Raw genomic sequence first — 26,430 nt, 5'->3', positions numbered from 1 at the left:
GCCCTCACCTCATTGATGCGGTGAGCCACCCGGAATGTTTCACGCCGCGTCGGAACGGTCCACGGGGGCCGGACACGAGAAGGGCACACAAAAAGTGCGGCGCCGTCGGGGACGGCGCCGCACTGCGAGGGGGTCAGGTCACGGTCACGGCATCGCGTGCACGTGCGCGCCCACCGAGTTGGACCAGGCGTTGCCCGCCGCCGCGTCCCAGTTGGTGGACCAGGTCATCGCGCCGCGCACGTCGGGGTAGGCCTTCGAGGGCTTGAAGGCACCGCAGTTGGTGAGCTTCGCCAGGCAGTCCAGGGCGTTGTTGACCACCGTCGGGGAGACGTAGCCGCCGCCGGCGCCGCTCGGGGAGGCGGGCAGGCCGAGGCCGACCTGGGAGGGCGCGAGGCCGCCTTCGAGCTGGATGCAGGCGAGGGCGGTGAGGAAGTCGACCGTGCCCTGCGAGTAGACCTTGCCGTCGCAGCCCAGCATGGCGCCGCTGTTGTAGTACTGGGTGTTGACGACCGTGAGGATGTCCTTGATGTTCAGGGCCGTCTTGAAGTAGCCGGCGGACGTCGACTGCATGTCGATGGTCTGCGGGGCCATGGTGATGACCAGGTTCGGCCCGGCCTTCGCGGACAGCGCGCGCAGTGCCTGCGTCATGTAGGTCGGGTTGAGGCCGTTCTCCAGGTCGATGTCGACGCCGTCGAAGCCGTACGTCTGCATCAGGGAGTAGACCGAGTTCGCGAAGTTCGCCGCCGACGCCGAGTCACCGACCGACACCGTGCCCTTCTCGCCGCCGATGGAGATGACGACCTTCTTGCCGGCCGCCTGCTTGGCCCTGATGTCCGCCTTGAACTGGTCGGCCGTGTAGCCGTTCAGGCCCGCCGAGTCGAGGTTGAAGGTCACCGCGCCCGGAGTCGTCGTGGCGTCGGCGAAGGCGACCGCGATGATGTCGTAGGCCGCGGGGACGTCGGAGATCTTCTGGACGGTCGCGCCGTTGTTGAAGTTCTGCCAGTAGCCCGTCACCGCGTGCTTGGGCAGACCGGTGCCGCCGCCACCGCCGCCGGTTCCCGCCGTCGTGGCGGTCACGGCCGCGGACTTCGCCGACTCGCCCGCCGCGTTGGTCGCGGTGACCTGGAAGGAGTAGGCGGTCGAGGCCGTCAGGCCGGTCACCGTCGCGGAGGTGCCGGTCACCGCCGCCACCTTGGTGCCGTCGCGGTAGACGTTGTAACCGGTGGCGTTCGTGACGGTGTTCCAGGACAGGGAGACCGAGGACGAGGTCGTGGCGCCCGCCGTGAGGCCGGCCGGGGCCGCCGGGACCGTCGGCGCCGGGTCGCCCCCGCCGCCCCCGTCGGGCCCGGACACCGACACGTCGTCGGCGTAGTAGGCCGCCTGCCCGTACCAGCCGTGAAGGTAGACCGTCACCGACGTGGTCGAGGCGCCGGTGGTGAAGGTGGTGGAGAGCTGCTTCCAGGCCGTCGTGTCGGGCGTCCACGTCGAGACGTCGGTGGTGCCCGTGCCGGTGGCGCCCAGGTAGGTGTACCCGCCCTGGACCCAGGCGCTCAGCGTGTACGTCGAGTTGGGTCTGACCGCCACGGTCTGGGTGCACTGGGCGTTGTCCTGCCCGGCCGGGGTGGCCTTCAGCGCGGCCGTACCGGCGTGCACGGGCGAGGAGACGGTCGTGCCGCTGCCGGCCGAGCAGGTCCAGTTGCTCAGACCCGCCTCGAAGCCGGCGTTCTTGGCGTTGTTGACGTCGGCCGCCGATGCCTGGCCGGTGCCCGCGAGGGAGAGGGCGAGGGCTGCGGTGACGGCTCCGGACCAGATGCCGAGCGGCCGAAGCCGTCGGGTGCCGGGCGTGCCTGGGGCGCGGTCCACTGGGGCCTCCGGGGAGAGGAGAGGGAAAGGGGGCGGGGAGGGAGAGGGGGAGGGAAGCGGGGAAGGGATCGGGCGGGGGAGTCCGGGGGGAGAGACATGAACTGCTGTGCCGCCGTTGGTCGTACAAGTTGGTCCAGACCAATTGTGTTGTCAAGAGGTCCAGACCAAAATCGCGTCCGCCGCTCCGGCCGGCCCGGGTCAACGGACCGGAGGGCCGCCACGCTTTCGGGCCCGACAGGAATGGACAACCTGCCCCGTTTTGGTGTGACTTGTGCGACCGCAGTTGCCACGGAGCTGACGAATCGCTGTTCTCCGGTCACAGGGGCGTGGATACAGTGCTCAAGTAGTCACGCAGTGAAGTCAACTCGGTGCGCCGGAGGAACGACGGCGGCCCGACAGGCGGCAGACGGGGAGCTGGCGTGTCAACTGCGATCGCTGTGACCGGCGCGGACATGGCACTGCCCGCGCAGGACGAACGGACCGTGCCCGCCGCCGTCCTGCCGGACCTGGACCGGGAACCGCTCGAACGGACGCTCGACGGCATACGGGCCCTGCTCGACCAGCACAGCCACCTGATCGTCGTCTGCTCACGCGCCCTGCCCGCCGCCGCGCAGCGCCGTCTGCACACGGTCCGCTCGCTGCTGGAGAGCGACCGCATGGCGCTCTTCCGCCCCGAGCTGCCGCCGCTCGCCGTCGCCGTCCTGGCCCGCCAGTTACGGCAGCTGGCCTCCTGCGACCTCAGCCCCGGCGTGCTCGCCTCCGCGGGCCGCCTGCTCACCCACTACGTCCACTGCGGAGCGGTCCTCAACTCCGTCACCCGCCTCGACCGCGTCCCCGTCGATCTCAAGGCCCACGCCCGGTCCTGGGTCCCGGGCAGCCAGTTCGGCGTCGTCGCCCACCCGGTGCCGCACCTGGTGCGCATCGGTCCCGGAGCCACCCTGCCCGGACCGGACTTCGGCACCTGGATGCTCGTCGCGAAGGGACAGCTCCAGTCCGACTGGATCGGCTCGCACCTCGCCCCGGCCTGGAAGGTGCTCGGCCTGCGCGAGGCCGCGCCGCCGGCCGAGTCCGCCGCCTGGTGGGGCACCGGAAAACTGATCGAGTTCTGCAGCTACCTGCCCGACCTGCCGGTCCTCTACCAGCTGGTCACCTCGGTGCGGCAGAGCGTGTGTCACTGGTGCGGCGTCGACGTCATCGGGGACCGCTGCGTCTTCTGCTCGGCCGTCCCGCCCGATCCCGGCGGCGGCCAGGAGGACGGGCGGCGGGACGAGTACGGGAGCCCCGGGACGTACGCCCCGTACGGGACCGCCCACGTGAGCCGCGCACCCGCAGGGTGAGCCCGCACCGCCGCCAGCCTCCGACATCCGCCGAGTCCGCCCGGACCCACCCCCCAACGAGGTCGTACGGTTCATGAACTCCCGTCAGCGCCGCGGCGTCATACTCCTGGTCCTGTCCGTCGTCTGCGCCCTCGGCGCGTTCGCGGGCGTGCTCTCCGTCATCGGCGACGTCAAGTCGAAGGTCGGCCCCGAGGTCACGGCGTACCAGCTGAGGGCCGACGTGAAGCCGTACACCCCGCTGACCGCGAGCCAGTTCGAGAAGATCCGGATGCCGAAGCGGTGGCTGTCGCCGAACGCCGTCACCGACCTCGGCCAGGTGCGGGGCAAGATCGCGGTCACCACCCTGCGCCAGGGCTCGCTGCTGCAGAGCGACATGATCGTGAACCAGCCCGAGCTGCGGCCGGGTCAGCAGGAGGTCGCCATCATGATCGACGCGGCCACCGGCGTGGCGGGCAAGATCACACCGGGCTCCACGGTCAACGTGTACGCCACCTTCCCCGGGCAGCGGCAGGGCGACCCCGCCCAGTCGAAGATCATCGTGACCAACGCCAGGGTCCTCGACGTCGGCCGGATCACCGCCCTCGACCCGAGCGCCGACAACCGCGACCGGCAGCCCACCGAGGCCGTCCCCATCACCTTCGCGCTCTCCACCATCGACGCCCAGCGCGTCACCTACGCCGAGTCCTTCGCCCAGCGGGTCCGGCTCGCGCTGGTCGCGCCCGGCGGCGGCACCGACGTCCCGGCCAGGGACCGGACCTACGAACTCGCGAACGACAAGTGAGAGGCCCGCAGCCATGCCCACCAGGATCCTCCCGGCAGTCGGCGACGCGGACGCGGTCCGGTCCCTCACGACACTGCTCAGCCAGCTCCCCGACGCGGAGCCGGTGACCCCCGTCGCCGACTCCACGCAGCTCGTCGACACCCTCGCGCGCCTGGCCGCCGAATCCGTCGACGAACTGCCCGAGATCGTGGTCGTGCACGAACGCGTCGGCCCCGTCCCGGCGCTCGAACTGATCCGCGAGGTCGCCCTGCGCTTCCCGGCGGTCGGCGTCATCCTCATCACCTCCGACGCGAGCCCCGGCCTGTTCTCCGCCGCCATGGACTGCGGCGCGCGCGGACTGGTGTCCCTGCCGCTGAGCTACGAGGAACTGGCCAGCCGCGTCCAGGCCGTCGCCCAGTGGTCGGTGGGCGTTCGGCGTCACCTCGGCCACGGCGGCGACGTGTTCCCCGGCGCCGGCGGACGCCTGGTGACGGTGAGCGGGGCCAAGGGCGGCGTCGGGGCCACGCTGACCGCCGTCCAGCTCGCCCTCGCCGCCCAGGCCTCCGGGCAGAGCACGGCCCTGGTCGACATGGACCTGCAGACCGGCGACATCGCCTCCTACCTGGACGTCCAGTTCCGCCGCTCGGTCGTCGACCTGGCCGCCATCAGCGACATCTCCCCGCGCGTCCTGGCCGACGCCGTCTTCCGGCACGACACCGGCGTCGCCCTGCTGCTCGCCCCCGGCGAGGGCGAACGCGGCGAGGAGGTCACCGACCGGGCCGCCCGCCAGATCGTCGGTGCCCTGCGCTCCCGCTACGAGGTCGTCGTCCTGGACTGCGGCGCACAGCTCGGCGGGGCGGGCGCGGCGGCCGTCGAGATGGCCGACACCGCCCTGCTCGTCACCACCCCGGACGTCGTGGCGGTGCGGGCGGCCAAGCGGACCGTGCGGATGTGGGACCGGCTCCAGGTGCGCAAGGCCGAGGAGACGACCGTCGTCGTCAACCGCCACACCCGCGCCACGGAGATCCAGCCCGCGCTCATCGGCAAGATCACCGGCACGGCGGTGGCCGGCACGGCGGTCCCCGCGAACTTCAAGGAACTCCAGGCCGTGGTCGACGCCGGCCGCCTCCACGAGCTGGACGCCCGCAGCACGGTGAAGCAGGCCCTGTGGGGCCTGGCCGGTGAACTCGGCCTGGTCAAGAGCCCGGTGGGCACCCACAAGGGCCACGGCCGGATGCGGGGCGACCGGGGCGCGGTCAGCTTCCGGCGGCGCAGGGAGGCGGGGGGATGAGCGGACGGAGGCGGGGGAGGGGACGGGCCCGGGGACGCTTGGAGCTGCGGACAAAAGTGGGTTCCGGTCAGCGGGCGGTGTCCGGTGCGTGCGATCGCAAGGCGCCGGAAGGTCCTTGTAGCGGAGCTGTCAGGGCCTTCCGGCAACACGGCGAGGGCGCGTGCCGGGCGCCGGCCGCCGGGGCCCGCTTTTGTCCGCAGCTCTTATGCGGCGGCGCCCGGTCCGACAGCGGGCAGGTCGCCGTGGAGTTCCTGGGCATGGCGCCGACGATCGTCATCACGCTGGTCCTGATGTGGCAGTGCGTGCTGCTCGGATACACCTTCACCCTGGCGGGGAACGCGGCGGACGAGGCCGTGCGGGCGGGGACGGCGGCCACCGGGGACCTGCAGGGGGCCTGTGAACGCGCGGGACTGGAGGACCTGCCGAGCGCGTGGCGGGACGGTGCCCGGATCGAGTGCGGCGGCCGGGGCACCGGCTTCGTCACGGCGACGGTGCACCTGGACGTTCCCGTCCTGCTGCCCGGCCTGATCGGCTTCCCGGTCCCGGTGACCGGTCACGCCGGTGCCGTGGAGGAGGTGAAGGACTGAGATGCTCCCCGCCCGACGTACCGACGTGCCTCACGCGCCGCCCCCCGGGCGGCGTGCCGACGTGCCTCACGAGCTGTCCCGCGGGCGGCGTGCCGACGTGCGCCACGGGCGAGGGCGCCGGCCCCGCGATCACGGTCAGGTCGCCATCGAGTACCTGGGTTTCATCCCGGTCCTGCTGCTGGTCGCGATGGCGGTCATCCAGTTCGGCCTCGTCGCGTACGCCGCCCAGCAGGCCGGTACCGCGGCACGGGCGGGGGCGCGCGCGGCCTCGCTCGGGCACGACGCGCAGGCGGCGTGCACGGCGGCGGTCAGCGGCGGACTCTCCGGACGCACCACCTGCGATCCCGAACCCGGAGGCGACACGGTCACCGTCACGGCCACCGTGCGCATCCCCTCCGTCATCCCGCTGTGGAACCCGGTGGGCACCGTCCGCAAGACCGCCACCATGCCGCTCGACGACTCCCGCTCGACCACTGACGAAGGACGAGGAGCCCCGCCCCCATGAGTCTGCGCGCACGCATCAACTCCCCCGAGGAGAACGGCAGCCGGGGCGAGGACGCCCACCTGGTCGCCTCCTACCGGGCGAAGCTCCTGGAGGAGATCGACCTCGCGGAGATGAGCGCGCTCGCCCCGGCCGAGCGCCGGGTACGGCTGGAGCGGGTGCTCGGGCACATCATCAGCCGCGAGGGCCCGGTCCTGTCGACGGCCGAACGCTCCCAGCTGATCCGCCGGGTGGTCGACGAGGCCCTCGGCCTCGGCATCCTCGAGCCCCTGCTCGAAGACGCCTCGATCACCGAGATCATGGTCAACGGACCCGACTCGATCTTCGTCGAGCGCGGCGGCCGGGTCGAACAGCTCCCGCTCCGCTTCGCCTCCCACGACCAGCTGATGCAGACCATCGAACGCATCGTCTCCACCGTCAACCGCCGGGTCGACGAGACGAACCCGATGGTCGACGCCCGGCTGCCGTCCGGCGAACGCGTCAACGTGATCATCCCGCCGCTCGCGCTGACCGGCCCCACCCTCACCATCCGCCGCTTCCCGCGCTCCTTCACCCTCCAGGAGCTGATCGGCTTCGGCTCGCTCGACGAACCCATGCTCTACCTGCTCGCCGCGCTGGTGCAGGCCAGGTTCAACATCATCGTCTCCGGTGCCACCGGCACCGGCAAGACCACCCTCCTCAACGCCCTCTCCGGACTGATCCCCGAGAGCGACCGCATCATCACCATCGAGGACTCCGCCGAACTCCAGCTCCAGCAGGCCCACGTCGTACGCCTCGAAGCGCGCCCGCCCAACGTGGAGGGGCGGGGCCGCATCAGCATCCGCGACCTGGTGCGCAACTCGCTGCGCATGCGCCCCGACCGCATCGTCGTCGGCGAGGTCCGCGGCGGCGAGTCGCTGGACATGCTCCAGGCGATGTCCACCGGCCACGACGGCTCGCTGGCCACCGTGCACGCCAACAGCGCCGAGGACGCGCTGATGCGGTTGCAGACCCTCGCCTCCATGTCCGACGTCGAGATCCCCTTCCCCGCCCTGCACGACCAGATCAACAGCGCCGTCGACGTCATCGTCCAGCTCACCCGCTTCGCCGACGGGGCCCGCCGCGTCACCGAGATCGCCCTGCTCGACAGCCACGGCGGCGAGCCGTACCGGCTGGCGACCGTGGCCCGCTTCGCCGCGCGCCCCATGTCCGCCGACGGCCGCATCCACGGCGTCTACGAGCACCATCCGCTGCCCCGCCGCGCCGCCGACCGCCTCTACATGGCGAGCCAGCCCGTCCCGCAGGCCTTCGGCATCGCCCAGTCCGCAGACCAACTGGCCACTCGGGAAGCCAGGTAGGAGCCCCCATGGACCTGAGCACCCTCGTCACCCTCACCACCGGCGCCGCCCTGCTGACCTGCGTCCTGGCCGTCCTCGGACTGCACGCCTACGCCACGGGCCGGGCCCAGCGGGCGGAACTCGTCGACCGGCTCGCCCTGACCAGCGGTGCTCCACAGGGCCGCAGGCGCCGCTTCCGCTCCCTCGACCGCCGCCTGCGGCGCACCGCCCTCGGCCGGAAACTCGAACTGAGGCTGGCCGCCACCGGCCTCGACATCACCCCCGGCGAGTTCACCGCCTGCATGCTCGTCGTCGTCGCCGCCCTCTGGCTGATCGGCCAGGCCGCCCTGGCCCCCTTCTTCGGCCCGCTCGCCGGACTCCTCGGCATCTGGGCGGCGGTGCAGTTCCTCAACTGGCAGCGCGCCAGACGCATCGAGAAGTTCATCAACCAGCTTCCCGAACTGGCCCGCATCCTGGCCAACGCCACCCAGGCAGGCCTCGCCCTGCGCACCGCCATCGGCATGGCCGCCGAGGAACTGGAGGCCCCGGCGGGCGAGGAACTGGGAAAGGTGGCCCACCAGCTGGCCCTGGGCGCGTCCATGGACGACGCCCTCGGTGAGCTGGCGGACCGGCTGCCCTCGCGCGAACTCGTCGTCCTGGTCACCACCCTGGTTCTCTCCAACCGGGCCGGCGGTCAGGTGGTGAGTGCCCTGCGCAACCTCACCGAGACCCTGGAGGAGCGCAAGGAGACCCGCCGCGAGGTCCGCACCCAGCTCTCCCAGGTCAACATGACCTCGTACGCGGTGCCGGTGCTCGGCGTCGGCGCGCTCTTCCTGATGAACGGCGTCAAGGCGGGCGCCCTGGACCGCATGACGGGCTCACCGCTCGGCCAGGCCGCGGTGATCATCGCCTTCGCGCTGTACGCCGTCGGCTTCTTCCTCATCCGCCGGATGTCCCGCATCGACGTCTGACCGGTCGACGGCAGCGCCGGAAAGGAGAGGATCGACGATGGCATGGCTGCTCGCACTCGGGATGGGCCTCGGCGTCTGGGGCGCCTTCGCCGGCATCCGCATGTACCGCGCGGACGCCCGGCTCCCCAGCGACCTCGCGCTCGCACTGGAGGTCGGCTCCACCCGCACCGGGGCGGTGGGCTCGCTCATCGACCGCATGGGCATGCGCTACGCCCCCGCCGTACTGCGCCTGATGGGCCCCAAGCTGGTCGCACGCTACCGCCGCAAGATCGACCTGGCCGGCAACCCCGGCGGCCTGACCATCGACCGGTACGCGGCCCGCCGTGCGGTGTACGGCTTCCTGGGCGGCTTCGGCGGCCTGCTCTGCCTGCTGCGCGGCCAGTTCGTCGTCGCCCTGCTCCTCTTCGCGTTCGGCGCGTTCTGGACCGAGGTGGGCATCTGGTCGGCGATCCGGATCCGCCGGGACGTGATCGAGCGGACGCTGCCCGACTTCCTCGACGTCCTCGCCGTCGTCGTCAGCGCGGGCCTCGGCTTCCGCCAGGCACTGGACCGGGTGGCCTCCCGCTACGAGGGCCCGTGGGCGGACGAACTGCGCATCACCCTGCGCCAGATGGACCTCGGCATGAGCCGCCGCGAGGCCTTCGCGGAACTGCGCCGCCGGAACGACTCCGAACAGGTCGCGATGTTCGTCACCGCCCTCCAGCAGGGCGAGGAACTGGGCGCGCCGATCGTCGACACCCTCGTCTCCCTGGCCAAGGACATGCGCCGCACCGACGCGCAGAACGCCCGCCGCAAGGCCGCCCGCGCGGTCCCCAAGGCCACCATGATGATCACCACCTTCATGGTCCCGGCCACCCTCATCCTCCTCGGCGCGGGCCTGCTCCTGGGCTCCGGCGTGGACTTCGGCTCTGTCACGGGGAAGTAGGAAGACAGGTGGCCACGGACATGCCGTCCAAGGAGGAACACCTCCGCCCGTACGGCCCACGCCCCGCCGCGAAGGCGACACCGGAGCCCCTGCCGGCCGTACCGGGACCCCGGGGCCCACGGGAGCAGCCGGCTCCGCCGGAACAGCCGGGGTCAGGCGTGCCGGGGGCGCATGAACAGCCGGGTCCAGGGGAGCAGCCGGGGGCGCCGGAACAGTCGGGCCGACGGCCGCAAGACTCCGCTGGTCCGGACGCGCGGGGGGCCGTCGGGCCGATTCCGCGGATGTCCACCGGCCCGGTCCCGCGGGGGACCACCGGACCGGTCCCGCGGCTGCCCGCCGGACCGGAGCAGCGGGGGGCCACCCGCCCGATCCCGCGGGGGACCACCGGCCCGGACCGGCGGGGGACCACCGGCCCGGACCGGCGGCTGCCCGCCGGACCGGAGGATCCGCAGGAACCCACCCCCCTGGACCCACAGGGCTTCGCCGCCCCGGCCCCGCAGGGCCTTTCCGTTCCGGCCGATCCGGGCCTCCCCACCTCCACCCCCGCCCCGCGCCGCCGGACCGAACCCCCAGGGACTCGCCCCCCTGGACCGAACCCTGCCGCACCCGCCCCGCAGGGCCTCGCCGCTCCGGAGAGGCTTCAGATCAGTGCCCTCCAGGCGATGTGCCGGCACGTCTTCGCCTTCCGGCTGGCGATGATCGCCCTGTCCGCCCCGGCCGCCCTCGTCCACGCCGCCCCCGGCCTGGCCGTACGCCTCGTCGGTGCCGCGGTGGTCGTCACCTTCATGGGCTCCTACGTCCTCTTCCGCGACTGGGAACGCTTCGGCCCGCTGCTCCTGCGCCACCCCACCCTGCTGGCCCTGGACACCCTCTTCGGCGCGCTCCTGCTCGTCGCGGCCGGCCCGGACAGCACCCTGGCCTACGTCAGCGTCTGCACGCCCCTGCTCGCAGGCCTCGTCTACGGCTGGCGCGGCGCCGCGATCTTCGCCTCGCTCCAGTCCCTCATCCTGTTCCTTGTCTACGCCGCGACCAGGGAACTGCACGCCAACCTCGCCCAGTCCGCCCTCTTCCCCGGACTGTGCGTCGTCGTGGGCGCGGCCGGCGCCACCCAGCGCACGCTGCTCCTCCGCTTCGGCGAGGCCAGCCGGACACTGACCGCGGTCCAGGCCCGCCTCGCCGTCAGCGAGGCCGTGAGCGCCGAGCGGGCCCGCCTCGCCCGGGAGATGCACGACTCCGTGGCGAAGACCCTGCACGGCGTGGCGCTGGCCGCCGACGGACTGGCCCGCTCGGCCGGCGCGGACCGCCCCGACCCCGCCTTGATCCGGCAGCAGGCGGACCTCGTCGCCCGCTCGGCCCGCCGCGCCGCGGCCGAGTCCCGCGCGCTGCTGACGGACCTGCGACGCGCACACGACCCGGACCACGGCCCGGACGGCGGAAGAGACCTGCTCGCCGAACTCGACGCGGAGGTGCGCGACTTCAGCGCCCGCACCGGCCTGCCCGCCGCCTGCCTCCCGCCCGAGGGCGCCACGGCGGGAGGAACGCCCCCGCTCCTGTCGCCCGCAGTGGCGCGCCAGCTCCGCTCCATCGCCGCGGAGGCGATGGAGAACGCGCACCGCCACGCAGCGCCGAGCCGCGTCGACGTGCGGGTGGGCCGCGACGGCGGCCTGCTGCGCCTCAGCGTCGTCGACGACGGCCGGGGCCTGCCCCCGGGCACCACCATCGGACAACTGCGCCGCACCGGCCACTTCGGCCTGGTCGGCATGGCGGAGAGGGCAGCGGCGATCGGCGCCCGCCTGACCATCGGCCCGGGACGCCACGCGAAGGGCACCGCGGTGTCCCTCGAACTACCGCTGGACGCCCTGCCGCCCCGCCCCCCGCCTCCACCGCCGTGACCGCCGCTCCCGTCCGGTGGACCCCCCCGCAAACAGCCCCTCACCCACCACTCGCCCCGAGCCCGAGAGGAGGCCCGATGCCGCACGAGACACCGCCGCGCCCGCCCTCGCCCCAGGGCCCGGATCCCCACCGTCGCGCGCCCCTGCGGGTCGTCGTCGCGGACGACAACCCGGTGGTCCGGGCCGGTCTCACCGCCCTGCTCTCCGGCCGCGAGGACATCACGGTCGTGGCGGAGGCGGCGGACGGCCGCGAGGCCTGCGAAGCCACGCACCAGCACCGCCCGGACGTCGTCCTGCTCGACGTCCGCATGCCCGGCGTCGACGGCATCTCCGCCCTGCCCCACCTGGTGCCGGTCGCCCCGGTGCTGATGCTCACCTACAGCGGCGAACCGGAGGTCGTGCGGGAGGCCCTGCGCAGGGGCGCGGCCGGTTACCTGGTCCACGGCGAGTTCACGGCCGGCCAGCTGATCGACGCGGTGCGGGACGTCAGCCAGGGGCACGCCCGCTTCACGTCGACGGCGACGGGAGCGCTGCTGGCCCAACTGCGCCGTGGCCCGGCGCCCGCCGGGGGTTCCCTGTCGGACGGCTTGGGCGAGATGGATGCGAACGCACACGTCAAGGAACCCTCAACAACCAATAATCGACGTATCCCTGCGGAAACCCTTTCGCAGATGCAATCATCTGTGAGACAGTCGTCCCCGGTCGACAGGTCGAGGTTCCACCTCAGCGCGAGGGAGGCGGAGATCATGGACCTCATCGCGTCCGGCATGACGAACCGGCAGATCGCCACCGCGTGCTTCATCAGCGAGAAGACCGTCAAGAACCACGTCAACCGCATCTTCGCCAAGCTCCACAGCACCAGCCGCGCCGAGGCCGCCGCGAAGTGGCTGGGCACGGCCCCCGGCTCCACGCCACGGGAAGCGAGGTGACCTGGGATGCCGGTACGGATCTGGGCCCGGAATTGGGCCCACGGACCCTCGGCCGCCCCGCCCGCCCGGCCGTACGTTGCCCCCGCCGCAACCGGCACCGCGCCCGAACCCGGAGGGGAACACCATGAGCAACCTGATGCTGAAGACCGTGGTGGCGACCAAGGTCCGCGTGAACGGCTGGAAGAACACCACCACCCGAGCGATGCAACGCCGCGCCGGCGACAAGGGGCAGACGGCGGTGGAGTATCTGGGCATCCTCGCCGTCGTCGTGGCGATCGTCCTGGTCATCAATGGCACGAGCATCGGGCAGACGATCCTGAACAAGATCACAGGACTGATCGGCAAGGTCGGCAATTGACGCACCTCCGCCGGTGCGGTGACGCAGGACAGGCCTTCCCCATCTACATCACGGTGGTGGCGGGCCTGCTCTTTCTCGGGTTGGCGTACTTCGCGGTCGGCCAGGCGACGGTGAACCGAAGTGGTGCGCAGACGGCTGCCGACGCTGCAGCGCTCGCTGCTGCGCAGGACACCCGGGACCAGCTCGCGGCTGAGTGGTTGAAGGACGTGGCGGATCCGGACGAGTGGCAGAGGATCTTCGACGGCAACGGTGACGGGCTCGAACCGTCCTGCTGGCGCGCCTACGAACTCGCCGAGCGGAACGACGCCCAGGTACGTGACTGTGTGCAGAGCGGTCCGCTCAGCTACACAGTCGATGTGGTGACGAACAAGGCGATGGGCAAGTCGGTCGTCCCCATCACCGAGAGCAAGCACTCGAAGGCGCACGCCACTGCGGTGATCGAGCGGCTCTGTACGTTCGAGCCCCTGCCCGCGGACGCGGACCGTTCTGTGCTGCCGCGCCTCGTCTGCAAGAACAACCGGTACTGGGACCACCTGGACCCCAAGGACGTCACCGACCTCCCTCGGCCTCAAGACCTGTTCGACGTCCACCTGGCCGACTGACTCCCGAACACAGAGCGACGAAGGAAGCAGAGCGATGAGCATTCGGTTCACTGTGAGGGCCCGCAGGGGGCTACTCGCGTTGACCATGGCGGCCGGTCTGGCCGTCGGTGCGGTCGGCTGCGGCAGCGGCGGCGATGACGACAAGCCCCAGGCGCCCACCGCCTCGGCCTCCAAAGGCGGCGGCGGTTCGGTCCCGAGTGCTCAGGAGGAGCAGTCGCAAGCTCCATTGGCAGAGCTTCGGGGGCCGGACGGTCTGCTTTTCGATGTCGCTTCTGCCCAGCGGGACTCCGGTGGCTTCGTCACCGTGAACGGCAGCATCAAGAACGACGGGGCCAAGTCAGCCGTCCTCCCGTCTCAGATGAGTGGGGATGAGACCGAGATCATCAAGCATGGTCAGTCGCTCGGTGGAGCCACCCTGGTGGATTCCAACGGAAAGAAGCGCTACTACGTGCTCCGGGACACAGACGGACGCCCACTGACGACGGTTGGTCTGACGACGATCGAGTCAGGCCAGACCATCCCCGTCTTCATGCAATTCCCCGCCCCCCCGCCCGGCACCACCGACGTGACCCTGCAACTCCCCACCTTCTCCAGCGGCACCGTCAAGATCTCCGGGTGAGGCGGCCACCATGACCCACACCCCAGCCCGGCTCCCTCTCGCCCTGGGCGTCGTCGCCCTCCTGCTCGCCGCCGACCTCTGCGGAGCCGCCGCGGCCCGTGCCGACGGCACCGCCCCGAGTGTCCCGCCGGGCACCGAGTCCTCCGCCGCGCCCCCCGTGAAGGTCGATCCGAACGACCCGGACCTCAAGCTCCCGGAGGGGGCGACCCTCGCCGCGCCGAAGGTGCTGGACATCAAGTCGGTGGTCGAGGACCAGGGCGGCGAGGAACGCCGTGAGGACACCAACACGGACGTGACGTTCGCGCTGCAGGCCGAGGTGCTGTTCGCCAAGGACAGCGCCAAACTCAGCGACCAGGCCAGGTCCCGCATCGACGCCATCGCCCAGGAGATCAGGAAGCAGAACGCCTCCCAGGTCCGGGTCTTCGGCTTCACCGACAACCTCGGCACCCACGAACACGGCGTCGTCCTGTCCAAGCAGCGCGCCAACGCCGTCCAGGACGTCCTCTCCCAGGAGCTGAACGATCCGGCCATCACCTTCGACGTGCGCGGCTACGCCGAGGACTACCCCATCGCGGACAACGCCACGGAGGACGGCCGCAAGAAGAACCGCCGAGTGGAGGTCACCTTCCCGCGCACCCAGAGCTGACCGCCCGGAGCCGACCGCCCGGAGCTGACCGCCCCCGGACCTGACTGCGGACCAACGCCGGGACGCGCGTCGCCTACACGGTGATCTCCGCGACCGGTGCTCAGTCCGGGTGAACGAGCCCTGGGGCTCCAGCAGGGAAATCCGCCTCCACCGTCACCCGCACCCCGGCCCGCACCCCCCACCGCGCCATCGCCCCCGCCGCCGCCTCCAGGACGTGCCGGGAGCGGAGGCGGGGCCGGCCCAGGCGGCCCGGCCGCATCGTGACGACGGCGAGGACCCGCAGGCCGCGGTCGAGGTAGGCGACGTCGATGGGGACACGCATGCCGAAGGTGTGGATGCTGCCCGCGGGGGAGAGGAGGAGGGCGCCGTCGACGGCGTCGCGGCCGAGCAGCCCGCGCGTGCGGGCCCGGTAGGACGTCGCCAGTTCGAGAGGGACCGTCACCGCCCCCGCTCCCGCCTCCCCTTCGCCCCCTCCGTCTCCGTCGCCCGCACCCCCGGGCACGACCAGCCGGCCCCGTCCGTCCCGCCAGCGTCCTGCCATGCCGGGCCGCCCTCCCGCTCCGCCGCGAAGTGTCCGGCCGACCGTATCCCCCAGCCGGCAGCCCCGCCACGGGCGCGTCAGGAGCACGCCACCGGCACGTCATGGGTACGCCGCCGACACGCACTGGGCCCGCGAGCCCGGACCCTGGGTCCACGGGCCCATGCCGTACCGCCCGGTCCCCCGCTAGGGTCCCGGCGTGCGCGTACTCCTGATCGTGGTCGCCGTCCTGTGGGGCGCGGGCGCCGGGCTGCTGGTGCCCCGGGCCGCGCACCGCCTGTCGGTGGCCGCCGGTGAGCCGTGGCGGGCGGAGTGTCCCGGCGGACACACGATCACCGGGGTGTTCGGCGGCTGGCTGGGCCCGGCCCGCTGCACCTCCACCGCACCCCACACCCACCCCGCCCCGCTCGCGCCCTACAGCGACCCAGCCCCGCCGGCACCCCCCGAAGCCGCACCCCGAACAACCACCCCCGCACCCCACCAACCCACCCCCACCACACCCCCCGAAGCCGCCCCCCACAAAGCCGCAGCCAGCGGCACCCCCGACACCCCCACCCCCCACACGGCCACCGCCCCTCACACCGCCACCGCCCACCCCCGCGCCTCCCGAACACCCCACCCCACCCCCGCTGCCACCCCCAACTGCGCCGCATACGGCCCCAGCACCCCCCTCGTCACCGCCGTCACCGCGCTCGTGTGCGCCGTCCTCGCCGCCGCCACCGGGCCGCACCCCGAGGCGGCGGTCTGGCTGCTCGCCGCGCCGGCCGGTGTGCTGCTCGCGCTCGTCGACCACCGCGTCCACCGGCTCCCGGACGTCCTGACCCTGCCGCTGGCCGCCGCGACCGCGGCGCTGCTGGGTGTCGCCGCGCTCGCTCCCGCCGCCTCCGGTTCCTGGCCGAGGGCGCTGCTCGGCGGTCTCGCGCTGGGCGCCTGCTACTTCGTGCTCTTCCTCGTCAACCCGGCCGGCCTGGGCTTCGGCGACGTCAAACTGGCCCTCGCCCTGGGCACGGTCCTCGGCTGGTACGGCTGGCCGGTGCTGGTCACGGGCGGCTTCGCCGGGCTGTTCTACGGAGCCGTGTACGGGCTGGGACTGATCGTGCTGCGCGGGGCGGGGCGCGGCGCGACGATGCCGCTGGGACCGTTCATGATCGGCGGTGCGTTCACGGGAGTGCTGCTGGGGGCGGCCGCCGTGGCATGAGGCGGGCGGGACGTGGGGAGGAAGCCCGCATGACCGGACTCGGCGTCGTCTTCCGCCCCCAACTGCCCCCCGAGTGGCTGCGTTCGATCGCCCGCCTCGCCGACGAGGCGGGGCTCGAGGAGCTGTGGCTGTGGGAGGACTGCTTCCTGGAGGGCGGGATCTCCACGGCCGCCGCCGCCCTGGCCTGGACGGAGCGGGTCCGGATCGGCGTCGGCCTGCTGCCCGTCCCGCTGCGCAACGTCGCCGTCACCGCGATGGAGGCGGCCACGCTGCACCGGCTCTTCCCCGGCCGCGCCCGGCTCGGTGTCGGGCACGGCGTGCAGGACTGGATGGGGCAGGTCGGGGCGCGCGCCGAGTCCCCGCTGACGCTGCTGCGCGAGCACCTGGGCGCGCTGCGCGCCCTGCTGGGCGGTGAGCGGGTCACCACGGACGGCCGGTACGTCCGCCTGACCGACGTGGCCCTGGACTGGCCGCCGCCCGCGGGCAGCGACGTCCCGGTCCTCGCCGGTGCCACCGGGCCGCGCACGCTCCGCCTGTCCGGTGAGGCGGCCGACGGCACGATCCTGACCGTCGCGACCTCCCCGGAGGGGGTCCGCCGGGCCCGCCGGCTCATCGACGAGGGACGCGAGGCCGCGGGCCGCGACGACCCGCACCGCGTCGTCGTCTACCTGCTCACCACCACCGGCCCCGACGCCGAGCGACGGCTGCGGGCCGAGCTGGCCGCCGAGGGGCTGGCGGCCGTCCCCGGCCTGGGGGTCGCCGGTGACGCCCAGGACGTCGCCAAGGCCGTGTCGGCGCTCGCCGACGCCGGTGCCGACACGGTGGTCCTCCAGCCGACGGCCGACGAACCCGACCCGGAGGGCTTCGTCCGGTTCGCCGCCCGCCAGGTGCGCCCGCTGGTGTCCTGACGGCGCCGGACCGCGCGGAGCGGCCGCCGCCGGAAATCCGGCGGCGGCCCAGGCCCGTACCTGGGAGGATCGCTGCCATGGCAGACCGTCAGCACCGCACGTTCGAGGACCTCGTGGCCGAAGGGGCGGCCGTGCCCACCGAGGGGTGGGACTTCTCCTGGTTCGCGGGGCGCGCCACCGAGGAGCGGCCCTCCTGGGGGTACGCCGTGTCGGTGGCCGGCCGGCTGGCCACCGCGCAGGCCGTCCTCGACGTGCAGACCGGAGGAGGGGAGGTGTTCGGCTTCGCCCTCGGCCGGGCCGCCCGGGTCCCGGCGCTCCTGGCCGCCACCGAGGGGTGGCCGCCCAACGTGGCCAAGGCCACCGAACTGCTGCGCCCGCACGGTGTCGTGGTCGTCGCCGCGGACGAGGACGCGCCCCTGCCGTTCGCCCCGGGCGCCTTCGACCTCGTCGTCAGCAGGCACCCCGTCCGCCCGCACTGGACGGAGATCGCCCGCGTGCTGCGCCCCGGCGGTACGTACTTCGCCCAGCACGTCGGACCGGCCAGCGTCTTCGAACTCGTCGAGTACTTCCTGGGTCCGCAGCCCGAGGAGGTCCGCCGGGCCCGCCACCCCGAGCAGGAGCGGGCACAGGCCGAGGCGGCCGGTCTCGACGTGGCCGCCCTGCGGTCCGAGAGGCTGCGCGTGGAGTTCCACGACATCGCGGCCGTCGTGCACTTCCTGCGCAAGGTGGTCTGGATGGTCCCCGGCTTCACGGTGGAGGCGTACGAGCCCCGGCTGCGGGAGCTGCACGAGCGGATGACGGCCGACGGCCCGTTCGTGGCGCACAGCACCCGCCATCTCTTCGAGGCCCGCAAGCCGAGCTGAGGGGCCCGCGGCGGCCCCGGCGGCCCTCCCGGGCAGTCACAGTTTCCACATCGTTATCGCATTCCCCTCCCGTCACTGCTCCGTCCGGCGTAAGTTCAGACCAACGAAATTCGCGTGAGCAAAGTCGCGCGGGTGGCATCGCGCAGTGGAGGGGGCTGCGCGGCGCCGGGCCCCCCTGATGGCGGCCACCGGTCCCCGCCCGGCCGTACGGGGCCCCGGGCGCCCCCGGCGTCAAGCGGGTGTGAACGGTGGGGTCGCCCGGGAGGGGTAATCGAGGACAACTCGCCGCCCGCCCCCGGATGGCGCAAACCCTGCATATCCTGTCTCATTCGGCCGAATTTCCCTGTGGATTCGCTGTCATCCGGCCACGACCGACCAGGGAATGGCAGGTTCCGTGCTCGTCGGCCCGTCGCCGGGTGATTCCGGAGAGTAGTTGTGGCGCGCTGATGCACGCAGCATCACTTACGAAGGGTTATGGTGGAAACCCCCCCTCGGGCCGGTCCGTCTCCCCCCCACGGACCGGCCCGTTTTTCTTTCCGCTTCCGTCCGCCCCCTCCGCCCCCTTGGCGCCGGTGCCCGTGCGGCGCGGAGCACGGATCCGGGGCGGCCGGACGCCGGGGCGCGCGTGACCGCCCGTTGGGGGACCCTGGGGGTGCCGGGGGTAGGCTTCGCCCCGGGGACCGCCATACGGACGAGGCCGCCGCACGGGCAGGGAACGCCCCCGGCTGCGCCTGTCCGATCCATACGGAGGGGCTGACGAACACGTGAACCTGCGCGACAAGCTGCGCAGCCTGCTGGTCAGGCTGTACGCGCGCCGGGTGGAAGGCCACCTGGACCACGCTCAGGTGCCCAAGCACATCGGCGTCATCATGGACGGCAACCGCCGCTGGGCGAAGGCCTCGGGTTCCACCACCGTGCACGGACACCGGGCCGGCGCCGACAAGATCGAGGAGTTCCTCGGCTGGTGCACCGAGACGGACGTCGAGGTCGTCACCCTCTGGCTGCTGTCCACGGACAACTTCGACCGGCCCCAGGACGAGCTGGTCCCGCTGCTCGGCATCATCGAGGACGTCGTCCGGACGCTGGCCGCCGACGGCCGCTGGCGCGTGCACCACGTCGGCACCATGGACCTGCTCCCCTCCGGCATGCAGGCCGTCCTCAAGGAGGCGGAGGAGGCCACCGCCGACGTCCAGGGAATAGTGGTCAACGTCGCCATCGGGTACGGCGGGCGCCAGGAGATCGCCGACGCCGTGCGCTCCATGCTGCACGACGCCCACGACCGGGGCGTGTCCATGGAGGACCTCGCCGAGGCCGTCGACGTCGAGATGATCGGCCGGCACCTCTACACCCGGGCCCAGCCCGACCCCGACCTCGTCATCCGCACCAGCGGCGAGCAGCGGCTGTCCGGATTCATGCTCTGGCAGACCGCGCACTCCGAGTACTACTTCTGCGAGGTCTTCTGGCCGGCCTTCCGCAAGGTCGACTTCCTGCGCGCGCTGCGCGACTACGCGGCCCGTCACCGCCGCTACGGCGGCTGACCCGGGCGGACGGCCCGCCGGGCCCGTACCCGTCTTCACGAGGAGTTCATCCGTGCGCCGTGCCCCGCTTCTGCATGGCGGTGCATGTTCGAGGGCATAACCCAGGCAGGTCGACACCCGAACCCCGGGTGTCGGATCTCAGCGGGCGGCTCGGGGCCGTCCGCCCGGGAGGCCCGTTGCACCAGCCCGACCGTGCGGTCACAGTGCGGACGAAGACGTGGAGGGCCGGTTCCCGGCCCGCGCATCGCGGCCGGCGACCGGCCCCGATGCCCCCACCCTCCCGGCCCGGCATCCACCTCGTCGCTCCCCGACCTCATCCGAGGGGGTACGTCCTTCCGTGGTGACCAGCACAAAGCGCCACAAGCCAGACCGGCGCACCTACGTTCTCGACACCAGCGTCCTGCTGGCGGACCCGAACGCCCTGACCCGCTTCGACGAGCACGAGGTCGTGCTCCCCATCGTCGTGGTCACGGAACTGGAGGCCAAGCGGCACCATCCCGAACTCGGCTACTTCGCCCGGCAGGCCCTGCGCCTGCTGGACGACTACCGGGTCCGGCACGGTCGCCTGGACGCCCCCATCCCGATCGGGGACCTCGGCGGGACGGTCCGGGTCGAGCTGAACCACTCGGACCCCAGCGTGCTGCCCACCGGCTACCGCCTGGGGGACAACGACTCGCGCATCCTCGCGGTCGCCCGCAACCTGCAGGCCGAGGGATTCGACGTCACCGTCGTCTCGAAGGACCTGCCGCTGCGGATCAAGGCGTCCTCCGTGGGACTCCTCGCCGAGGAGTACCGGGCGGAACTCGCCATCACCGACGCCTCCGGCTGGACCGGCATGGCCGAACTGACGCTGCCCGCCGAACAGGTGGACATCCTCTTCGACCAGGGGCACCTCCACGTCCCCGAGGCCGCCGAGCTGCCCGTGCACACCGGGCTGACGATCCATTCGGAGCGCGGCAAGGCGCTGGGGCGTGTCACCCCGGACGGTGCCGTGCGCCTGGTGCGCGGGGACCGGGAGGCGTTCGGCATCAAGGGCCGCAGCGCCGAGCAGCGGATCGCGCTCGACCTGCTCCTCGACCCGGACGTCGGGATCGTGTCGATGGGCGGCCGGGCCGGCACCGGCAAGTCGGCGCTGGCGCTGTGCGCGGGCCTGGAGGCGGTGCTGGAGCGCCGCCAGCACCAGAAGGTGATGGTCTTCCGTCCGCTGTACGCGGTCGGCGGGCAGGAGCTGGGCTATCTGCCCGGCACCGAGGCGGAGAAGATGAGCCCGTGGGCGCAGGCCGTCTTCGACACGCTGTCGGCCGTCACCTCGCGCGAGGTCATCGAGGAGGTCACCGCGCGCGGGATGCTGGAGGTGCTGCCGCTCACGCACATCCGCGGCCGGTCGCTGCACGACGCGTTCGTCATCGTGGACGAGGCGCAGTCCCTGGAGCGCAACGTCCTGCTGACGGTGCTGTCCCGGATCGGCGCGGACTCGCGGGTGGTGCTCACCCATGACGTGGCGCAGCGGGACAACCTGCGGGTCGGCCGCTACGACGGTGTCGTCGCCGTCGTGGAGAAACTGAAGGGGCATCCGCTCTTCGCGCACGTCACGCTGACGCGGTCCGAGAGGTCGCAGATCGCCGCCCTGGTGACCGAAATGCTGGAGGACGGGCACCTCTGACCGTCGTTCGCACCATTGCTCCACTCGGGGGCATATGTGCGGGAGTTGGCGCCGTCCGGCAAAGGCCGAGAGCCTAGCCGGGCGGCGCCGTCACGCGTGGGCATTTCCCGAAATCCCGTGGGCCGAACGTGGTGTGAGCTTTCCCACGCAACTCAGAATTGCCTCTCGGCGTTCGGTTACGGCAGAGTCTCATTCCTGTCAGGCCCCGCATACGACACAGCTGTGCCCCCAGCGGCGTAGCGCCCCCAGAGCATCACCCTCAACTCCATAACGGCGTCGTATGCCGCCCGAAGCACCACGCGGCTCTCCCGTCACGGGAGTTGTCCACCGGGCCCGCGCCTCCGTGACCCGTAGTTGGGAGGCCAGTGCCAGGGGCACGATCGCGTCCGCGAGGGTCACCGAAGCGGGCGATGCTGGAAGGAAACCGTGTGAGCCGGATCTCGGTCCGGGGACTCGCAGTGGCCTCCGCCACCGCGGTCACCGCCGTCGGAAGCGTCGTGGGTGTTGCCTCGGGCAGCACCGCGCAGAACAACGACGCCGAAGCGATGGCAGCCGACGCCACCCTCCTCGCGGACATCCCGGTGGGCCAGCAGGCCCCCGTGCAGACCGCGTCCCTCACGCAGCAGGCCGACGCCCAGGCGATCGCCGCGGACGCCGGCGCCAAGAAGGACGCCGAGGAGGCGGCCCGCAAGGCGGCCGCCGAGACCGCGATCGCGAAGAAGGAGGCCGCCGAGAAGGCGGCCAAGGAGGCGAAGCAGCGGGAGGAGCAGAAGAAGGCGACCACCCGCAGCACGCGTGACGCCTCCGACTTCCCCGTCCAGGGCTCCTACACCGTGGCCCAGGTGCAGGCGATCGCCCGGCAGATCGTGCCGAGCGGCCAGTTCCAGTGCTTCAGCAACATCGTGAACCACGAGTCCACCTGGAACTACCAGGCGGTCAACCCCTCCTCGGGCGCTTACGGCCTCGTCCAGGCGCTGCCCGCGGGCAAGATGGCGTCCGCGGGCGCCGACTGGCGGACCAACCCGGCCACGCAGATCAAGTGGGGCCTCAACTACATGAACGTCCGCTACGGCAGTCCGTGCGACGCCTGGTCGTACTGGCAGGTGAACCACAACTACTGAGCCGCCCGGCGTGCTCAACCCCGCGCAGCCCCTCCCCGTCCTAGGGGGAGGGGCTTTTGCCATGTAGCGTCTGTCGGAACGACTCCAGGGGGCGTGGTGGTCAAGGACGGGGGAAGAGGACGGATCATGTCGCGAGTTCCAGGGTGGCTCGGCCGGCTCGGTGCCGGACTGACCGAGATGGGTGAGCGGTTGGACGAGCGTCGCGCCGAGGTGGAGAAGGACCACTCCGCTCCCGAGCCGGAGCCGTCCGCGGACCCGGTGGTGCCCGTCGATCACGTGACCGTCGTCCCCGCCCGTCCCGACCCGGCCCAGGCCGTGCCCTGGGGGGTGCGGGTGGCCGCCGAGGCCGGCTGGCGCGTCCTCGTCCTCGCCGGCACCGTCTGGGTGCTGATGAAGGTCATCAGCGCCGTGCAGCTGGTGGTGCTGGCCTTCGTCGCCGCGCTGCTCATCACGGCCCTGCTCCAGCCCACGGTGGCCCGGCTGCGGCGCCACGGGCTGCCGCGCGGACCGGCCACCGCGCTCACCGCGATCCTCGGCTTCGTCATCATGGGCCTGATCGGCTGGTTCGTGACCTGGCAGGTCATGGAGAACATCGACAACCTCTCCAACCAGATCCAGGACGGCATCGACGAACTGCGCAAGTGGCTGCTGAACAGCCCCTTCCACGTCACCGACAAGCAGATCAACCAGATCGCCAAGAGCCTGCGGGACGCCATCGGCGCGAACACCGACCAGATAACGTCCGCCGGTCTGGAGGGCGTCACGGTCATCGTGGAGGCCCTGACCGGGATCCTGCTGACGATGTTCTCGACGCTGTTCCTGCTCTACGACGGGCGGCGGATCTGGGAGTGGACGCTGAAGCTGGTGCCGGCGGCGGCCCGTCCGGGCGTGGCCGGGGCCGGCCCGCGCGCCTGGCGCACGCTGACGGCGTACGTGCGCGGCACGGTGATCGTGGCGCTGATCGACGCGATCTTCATCGGCCTCGGGATCTACTTCCTGAACGTGCCGATGGCGGTGCCGCTGGCCGTGTTCATCTTCCTGTTCGCCTTCGTCCCGCTGGTGGGCGCGGTGGTGTCGGGCGCGCTCGCGGTGGTCGTCGCGCTGGTCACCCAGGGTGTGTTCACCGCCGTGATGACGCTGGTCGTCGTGCTCGCCGTCCAGCAGATCGAGGGGCACGTCCTCCAGCCGTTCATCCTCGGCCGCGCGGTGCGGGTGCACCCGCTGGCGGTGGTCCTGTCGGTCGCGGCGGGCGGCATGATCGCGGGGATCGGCGGGGCGGTGGTCGCCGTGCCGCTGGTGGCGGTCACCAACACGGTGGTGGGCTACCTGCGCCAGTACTCCCGGGAGGCGGCGCTGCGGCACGCCCGGCCGCGGGCGGCCGCGACGGCGGGGGCCCCCGCGCCGGGTACCGCACCGGCGGCCGCCACCGAGGTGGACGCGGCACCGGTGGCGGCGCCCGCCGCGGCCACACCGCCGGACGCAGGGCCGTCCGAGCCGCCGGCGCCCACCGAGGAGACGTAGCCGAGCCGGACGGCGCCGAGGCCCGGGCCGGGATCCTGGTCTCCCGGGCGGGCGAGGCGGGCCTCGCCGTCGGGGCGCACACCACCGCGGCGGGCACCCGGTTCCCGCGCTGACCTGGACGGTCGGTGAGGACGAGAAACGGGACGGCACGCTGGCCCCGCTCCCGGGCGCGCGGCTTCCGCAGCAGTGCGTGGCCCCGCCGCCGGGGCGGCACCACGCCGGTGTCCCGCCCCGGCAACGCGGGAGGGGCCCCACCCGATGCCCGGGCGGGGCCCCTCCTGCGGCGTTCTCACGGAGTCACTCCGCGAGGACGGCCTCCGCCTCCAGCGTCACGCCGACGGCCTGGATCACCGAGGCGATCTTGAAGGCCTCCTGGACGACCTCACGCTCGACGCCCGCCTTGCGCAGGACCTGCTCGTGCGAGTCCAGGCACATGCCGCAGCCGTTGATGGCCGAGACCGCGAAGGACCACAGCTCGAAGTCGGTCTTGTCGACGCCGGGGTTGCCGATGACGTTCATCCGCAGACCGGCGCGCAGGGTGCCGTACTCGTGGTCCGACAGCAGGTGCCGGGTGCGGTAGAAGACGTTGTTCATCGCCATGATCGCCGCCGCGGACTTGGCCGCGGTGTACGCCTCCGGCGACAGGTTCGCCTTCGCCTCCGGCTCCAGCTCGCGCAGGACGATCGGCGACCGCGAGGCGATGGCCGTGGCCAGCACCGTGCCCCACAGCTGCTGCGCGGGCAGGTCGCTGTTGCCGATGACCGAGCCCAGGTTGAGCTTGAGGTCCTTGGCGTAGTCCGGGACGGCGGACTTCAGGGAGTCGAGGGACATGCCTCACTCACCAGCCAGCAGCGCGACCGGGTCGAGGGTCTCGTCGCCCTTGCTCCAGTTGCACGGGCACAGCTCGTCGGTCTGCAGCGCGTCCAGGACCCGCAGGACCTCCTTGGGGTTACGGCCGACCGAGCCCGCCGTCACCATGGTGAACTGGATCTCGTTGTTCTGGTCCACGATGAAGACCGCGCGCTTGGCGAAGCCGTCCTCGTCCTCGATGCCCAGCTCGCGCATCAGCTCGTGCTTGGAGTCGGCCATCATCGGGAAGGGCAGCTCGAGCAGGTCCGGGTGGTCCTTGCGCCAGGCGTGGTGGACGAACTCCGAGTCACCGGAGAAGCCCAGGACCTGGGCGTCGCGGTCGGCGAACTCGTCGTTCAGCTTGCCGAAGGCCGCGATCTCGGTGGGGCACACGAAGGTGAAGTCCTTGGGCCAAGCGAAGATCACCTTCCACTTGCCCTCGTAGGTCTTGTGGTTGATCTTCTCGAACTCCTTGCCCTTCTCCAGCGAGACGCAGGCGGTCAGTTCGAACTCGGGGAACTTGTCACCGACAGTGAGCACACGCTCTCCTTGCAGCGAAGAAACACCGGCTTTGCCCGTGTTTCCCATGGGTTGGACCCTGATGATGTTGGCACAGAGTCAATTGATTACGGAAATAGCTACACTCGGTCGGGTTGATCGGAGGTGGTTATCAGTGACCGTCGGTAGTGCCGCCAGGCGCAGGAGCCTGCCCAGCCTCTCCCAGTTGCGCGCCTTCGCGGCCGTCGCCGAGCACCTGCACTTCCGGGACGCCGCCGCCGCGATCGGCATGAGCCAGCCGGCGCTCTCCGGTGCCGTCTCCGCCCTGGAGGACACCCTCGGCGTGACGCTCGTCGAGCGTACGACGCGCAGGGTGCTGCTCTCGCCCGCCGGTGAGCGTCTGGCGGTGCGGGCCAAGGCGGTCCTGGACGAGGTCGGGGCGCTCATCGAGGACGCCGAGGCGGTCCGGGCGCCCTTCACCGGTGTGCTGCGCATCGGCGTCATCCCCACCGTCGCGCCCTACCTGCTGCCCACCGTCCTGCGCCTCGTCCACGACCGCTACCCGGATCTCGACCTCCAGGTCCACGAGGAGCAGACCGCGAGCCTGCTGGAGGGGCTGTCCGGCGGACGGCTCGACCTGCTGCTGCTCGCCGTGCCGCTCGGCGTGCCCGGCGTCACCGAACTCCCTCTGTTCGACGAGGACTTCGTGCTCGTCACCCCTCTCGACCACCGGCTCGGCGGCCGGGAGGGCATACCGCGCGAGGCCCTGAAGGAACTGAACCTGCTGCTCCTCGACGAGGGGCACTGCCTGCGCGACCAGGCCCTGGACATCTGCCGCGAGGCGGGCCGCGAGGACGCCCCGGTGACCACCACCGCCGCCGGGCTGTCCACTCTGGTCCAGCTCGTCGCGGGCGGCCTCGGCTGCACGCTGCTGCCGCGCACCGCGCTCAAGGTGGAGATCTCCCGCAGCAACCAGCTCCTCACCGGCTACTTCGCCGACCCCGCCCCCGCCCGCCGGATCGCCCTCGTCATGCGCACCGGCGCCGCCCGCGGCGCGGAGTACCGCGAACTGGCCGCCGCCCTGCGCACCGACCTGCGGGCGCTGCCCGTACGGGTGCTCGACTCCGAGGACTGA

At 72.2% G+C, this 26,430-nt stretch carries 26 protein-coding genes; 22 read left to right on the top strand and 4 right to left on the bottom strand.

Features of this window, described 5'->3' with window-relative positions; all coding sequences use genetic code 11:
- Positions 1-144: 144 nt before the first annotated feature.
- On the bottom strand, positions 145-1,863 hold the full coding sequence (locus AC6I72_RS11650; protein ID WP_498000721.1) for a chitinase: 1,719 nt from the start codon (positions 1,861-1,863) through the stop codon (positions 145-147).
- Between the two features lie 419 nt (positions 1,864-2,282).
- On the opposite strand from AC6I72_RS11650, the gene AC6I72_RS11645 reads away from it, so the two are divergent.
- From AC6I72_RS11645 to AC6I72_RS11580, 14 genes are all read left to right on the top strand, one after another.
- Positions 2,283-3,200, top strand: a complete 918-nt coding sequence (locus AC6I72_RS11645) for a hypothetical protein (protein WP_498000720.1) — start codon at positions 2,283-2,285, stop codon at positions 3,198-3,200.
- Between the two features lie 73 nt (positions 3,201-3,273).
- Positions 3,274-3,981 carry a Flp pilus assembly protein CpaB gene (gene cpaB, locus AC6I72_RS11640; RefSeq protein ID WP_498000719.1) on the top strand — a complete coding sequence of 236 codons (708 nt, stop codon included), beginning with the start codon at positions 3,274-3,276 and terminating at the stop codon, positions 3,979-3,981.
- A gap of 13 nt (positions 3,982-3,994) precedes the next feature.
- Positions 3,995-5,251 carry a CpaE/TadZ family protein gene (locus AC6I72_RS11635; RefSeq protein WP_498000718.1) on the top strand — a complete coding sequence of 419 codons (1,257 nt, stop codon included), beginning with the start codon at positions 3,995-3,997 and terminating at the stop codon, positions 5,249-5,251.
- Between the two features lie 257 nt (positions 5,252-5,508).
- Positions 5,509-5,838, top strand: a complete 330-nt coding sequence (locus AC6I72_RS11630; RefSeq protein ID WP_498000717.1) for a pilus assembly protein — start codon at positions 5,509-5,511, stop codon at positions 5,836-5,838.
- Between the two features lie 97 nt (positions 5,839-5,935).
- On the top strand, positions 5,936-6,343 hold the full coding sequence (locus tag AC6I72_RS11625; RefSeq protein WP_498004653.1) for a TadE/TadG family type IV pilus assembly protein: 408 nt from the start codon (positions 5,936-5,938) through the stop codon (positions 6,341-6,343).
- Positions 6,340-7,677: a TadA family conjugal transfer-associated ATPase gene (locus AC6I72_RS11620; protein WP_498000716.1), complete on the top strand. Its 1,338-nt coding sequence runs from the start codon at positions 6,340-6,342 to the stop codon at positions 7,675-7,677. The genes AC6I72_RS11625 and AC6I72_RS11620 overlap by 4 nt, the downstream gene beginning before the upstream one ends.
- An 8-nt stretch (positions 7,678-7,685) precedes the next feature.
- The gene (locus AC6I72_RS11615; protein WP_498000715.1) at positions 7,686-8,627 is read left to right on the top strand and encodes a type II secretion system F family protein; all 942 of its coding nucleotides are present in this window, start codon (positions 7,686-7,688) and stop codon (positions 8,625-8,627) included.
- 37 nt (positions 8,628-8,664) lie between these two features.
- Positions 8,665-9,552: a DUF5936 domain-containing protein gene (locus AC6I72_RS11610; RefSeq protein WP_366723518.1), complete on the top strand. Its 888-nt coding sequence runs from the start codon at positions 8,665-8,667 to the stop codon at positions 9,550-9,552.
- A 662-nt stretch (positions 9,553-10,214) separates the two neighbouring features.
- Complete coding sequence (locus tag AC6I72_RS11605) at positions 10,215-11,444, top strand: sensor histidine kinase (RefSeq protein ID WP_498000714.1); 1,230 nt, start codon at positions 10,215-10,217, stop codon at positions 11,442-11,444.
- A 77-nt stretch (positions 11,445-11,521) separates the two neighbouring features.
- Positions 11,522-12,373, top strand: coding sequence for a response regulator (locus tag AC6I72_RS11600; RefSeq protein ID WP_498000713.1), 852 nt, complete (start codon positions 11,522-11,524; stop codon positions 12,371-12,373).
- 124 nt (positions 12,374-12,497) lie between these two features.
- Positions 12,498-12,731: a hypothetical protein gene (locus AC6I72_RS11595; protein WP_498000711.1), complete on the top strand. Its 234-nt coding sequence runs from the start codon at positions 12,498-12,500 to the stop codon at positions 12,729-12,731.
- On the top strand, positions 12,728-13,333 hold the full coding sequence (locus tag AC6I72_RS11590) for a pilus assembly protein TadG-related protein (protein ID WP_498000710.1): 606 nt from the start codon (positions 12,728-12,730) through the stop codon (positions 13,331-13,333). The genes AC6I72_RS11595 and AC6I72_RS11590 overlap by 4 nt, the downstream gene beginning before the upstream one ends.
- Before the next feature lie 34 nt (positions 13,334-13,367).
- Positions 13,368-13,952: a hypothetical protein gene (locus AC6I72_RS11585; RefSeq protein WP_498000709.1), complete on the top strand. Its 585-nt coding sequence runs from the start codon at positions 13,368-13,370 to the stop codon at positions 13,950-13,952.
- Positions 13,953-13,962: 10 nt separating this feature from the next.
- The gene (locus AC6I72_RS11580; protein WP_498000708.1) at positions 13,963-14,598 is read left to right on the top strand and encodes an OmpA family protein; all 636 of its coding nucleotides are present in this window, start codon (positions 13,963-13,965) and stop codon (positions 14,596-14,598) included.
- A 100-nt stretch (positions 14,599-14,698) separates the two neighbouring features.
- On the opposite strand, the gene AC6I72_RS11575 is transcribed toward AC6I72_RS11580, so the two are convergent.
- A complete protein-coding gene (locus tag AC6I72_RS11575; RefSeq protein WP_498000707.1) occupies positions 14,699-15,139 on the bottom strand; it encodes a DUF192 domain-containing protein in 441 nt (146 codons plus the stop codon).
- Between the two features lie 196 nt (positions 15,140-15,335).
- On the opposite strand from AC6I72_RS11575, the gene AC6I72_RS11570 reads away from it, so the two are divergent.
- The 7 genes from AC6I72_RS11570 (at position 15,336) to AC6I72_RS11540 (ending at position 23,948) form a co-directional block, all read left to right on the top strand.
- Positions 15,336-16,334 (top strand): prepilin peptidase, encoded by a 999-nt coding sequence (locus AC6I72_RS11570; RefSeq protein WP_498000706.1) that lies wholly within the window; start codon positions 15,336-15,338, stop codon positions 16,332-16,334.
- Positions 16,335-16,363: 29 nt separating this feature from the next.
- Positions 16,364-17,242 (top strand): LLM class flavin-dependent oxidoreductase, encoded by an 879-nt coding sequence (locus AC6I72_RS11565; protein WP_498000705.1) that lies wholly within the window; start codon positions 16,364-16,366, stop codon positions 17,240-17,242.
- 77 nt (positions 17,243-17,319) lie between these two features.
- Positions 17,320-18,105 carry a class I SAM-dependent methyltransferase gene (locus AC6I72_RS11560; protein WP_498000704.1) on the top strand — a complete coding sequence of 262 codons (786 nt, stop codon included), beginning with the start codon at positions 17,320-17,322 and terminating at the stop codon, positions 18,103-18,105.
- 764 nt (positions 18,106-18,869) lie between these two features.
- Positions 18,870-19,643: an isoprenyl transferase gene (locus AC6I72_RS11555; protein ID WP_498000703.1), complete on the top strand. Its 774-nt coding sequence runs from the start codon at positions 18,870-18,872 to the stop codon at positions 19,641-19,643.
- Between the two features lie 337 nt (positions 19,644-19,980).
- The gene (gene phoH2 / locus AC6I72_RS11550) at positions 19,981-21,306 is read left to right on the top strand and encodes an RNA 5'-3' helicase PhoH2 (protein WP_498000702.1); all 1,326 of its coding nucleotides are present in this window, start codon (positions 19,981-19,983) and stop codon (positions 21,304-21,306) included.
- Positions 21,307-21,734: 428 nt separating this feature from the next.
- Entirely contained in the window at positions 21,735-22,427 is a 693-nt protein-coding gene (locus tag AC6I72_RS11545) for an aggregation-promoting factor C-terminal-like domain-containing protein (protein WP_498000701.1), read from the top strand.
- Positions 22,428-22,553: 126 nt separating this feature from the next.
- Positions 22,554-23,948, top strand: a complete 1,395-nt coding sequence (locus AC6I72_RS11540; protein ID WP_498000700.1) for an AI-2E family transporter — start codon at positions 22,554-22,556, stop codon at positions 23,946-23,948.
- A gap of 297 nt (positions 23,949-24,245) precedes the next feature.
- On the opposite strand, the gene AC6I72_RS11535 is transcribed toward AC6I72_RS11540, so the two are convergent.
- Together AC6I72_RS11535 and AC6I72_RS11530 are read right to left on the bottom strand one after the other, a co-directional pair.
- Positions 24,246-24,779 carry an alkyl hydroperoxide reductase gene (locus AC6I72_RS11535; RefSeq protein ID WP_037862023.1) on the bottom strand — a complete coding sequence of 178 codons (534 nt, stop codon included), beginning with the start codon at positions 24,777-24,779 and terminating at the stop codon, positions 24,246-24,248.
- 3 nt (positions 24,780-24,782) lie between these two features.
- Positions 24,783-25,337 carry a peroxiredoxin gene (locus AC6I72_RS11530; protein WP_498000699.1) on the bottom strand — a complete coding sequence of 185 codons (555 nt, stop codon included), beginning with the start codon at positions 25,335-25,337 and terminating at the stop codon, positions 24,783-24,785.
- Between the two features lie 133 nt (positions 25,338-25,470).
- On the opposite strand from AC6I72_RS11530, the gene AC6I72_RS11525 reads away from it, so the two are divergent.
- Positions 25,471-26,430, top strand: coding sequence for a LysR substrate-binding domain-containing protein (locus AC6I72_RS11525; protein WP_498000698.1), 960 nt, complete (start codon positions 25,471-25,473; stop codon positions 26,428-26,430).

This window comes from Streptomyces sp. Xyl84 (assembly GCF_059731885.1).
This window is presented reverse-complemented; position numbering and strand designations above follow the sequence as displayed.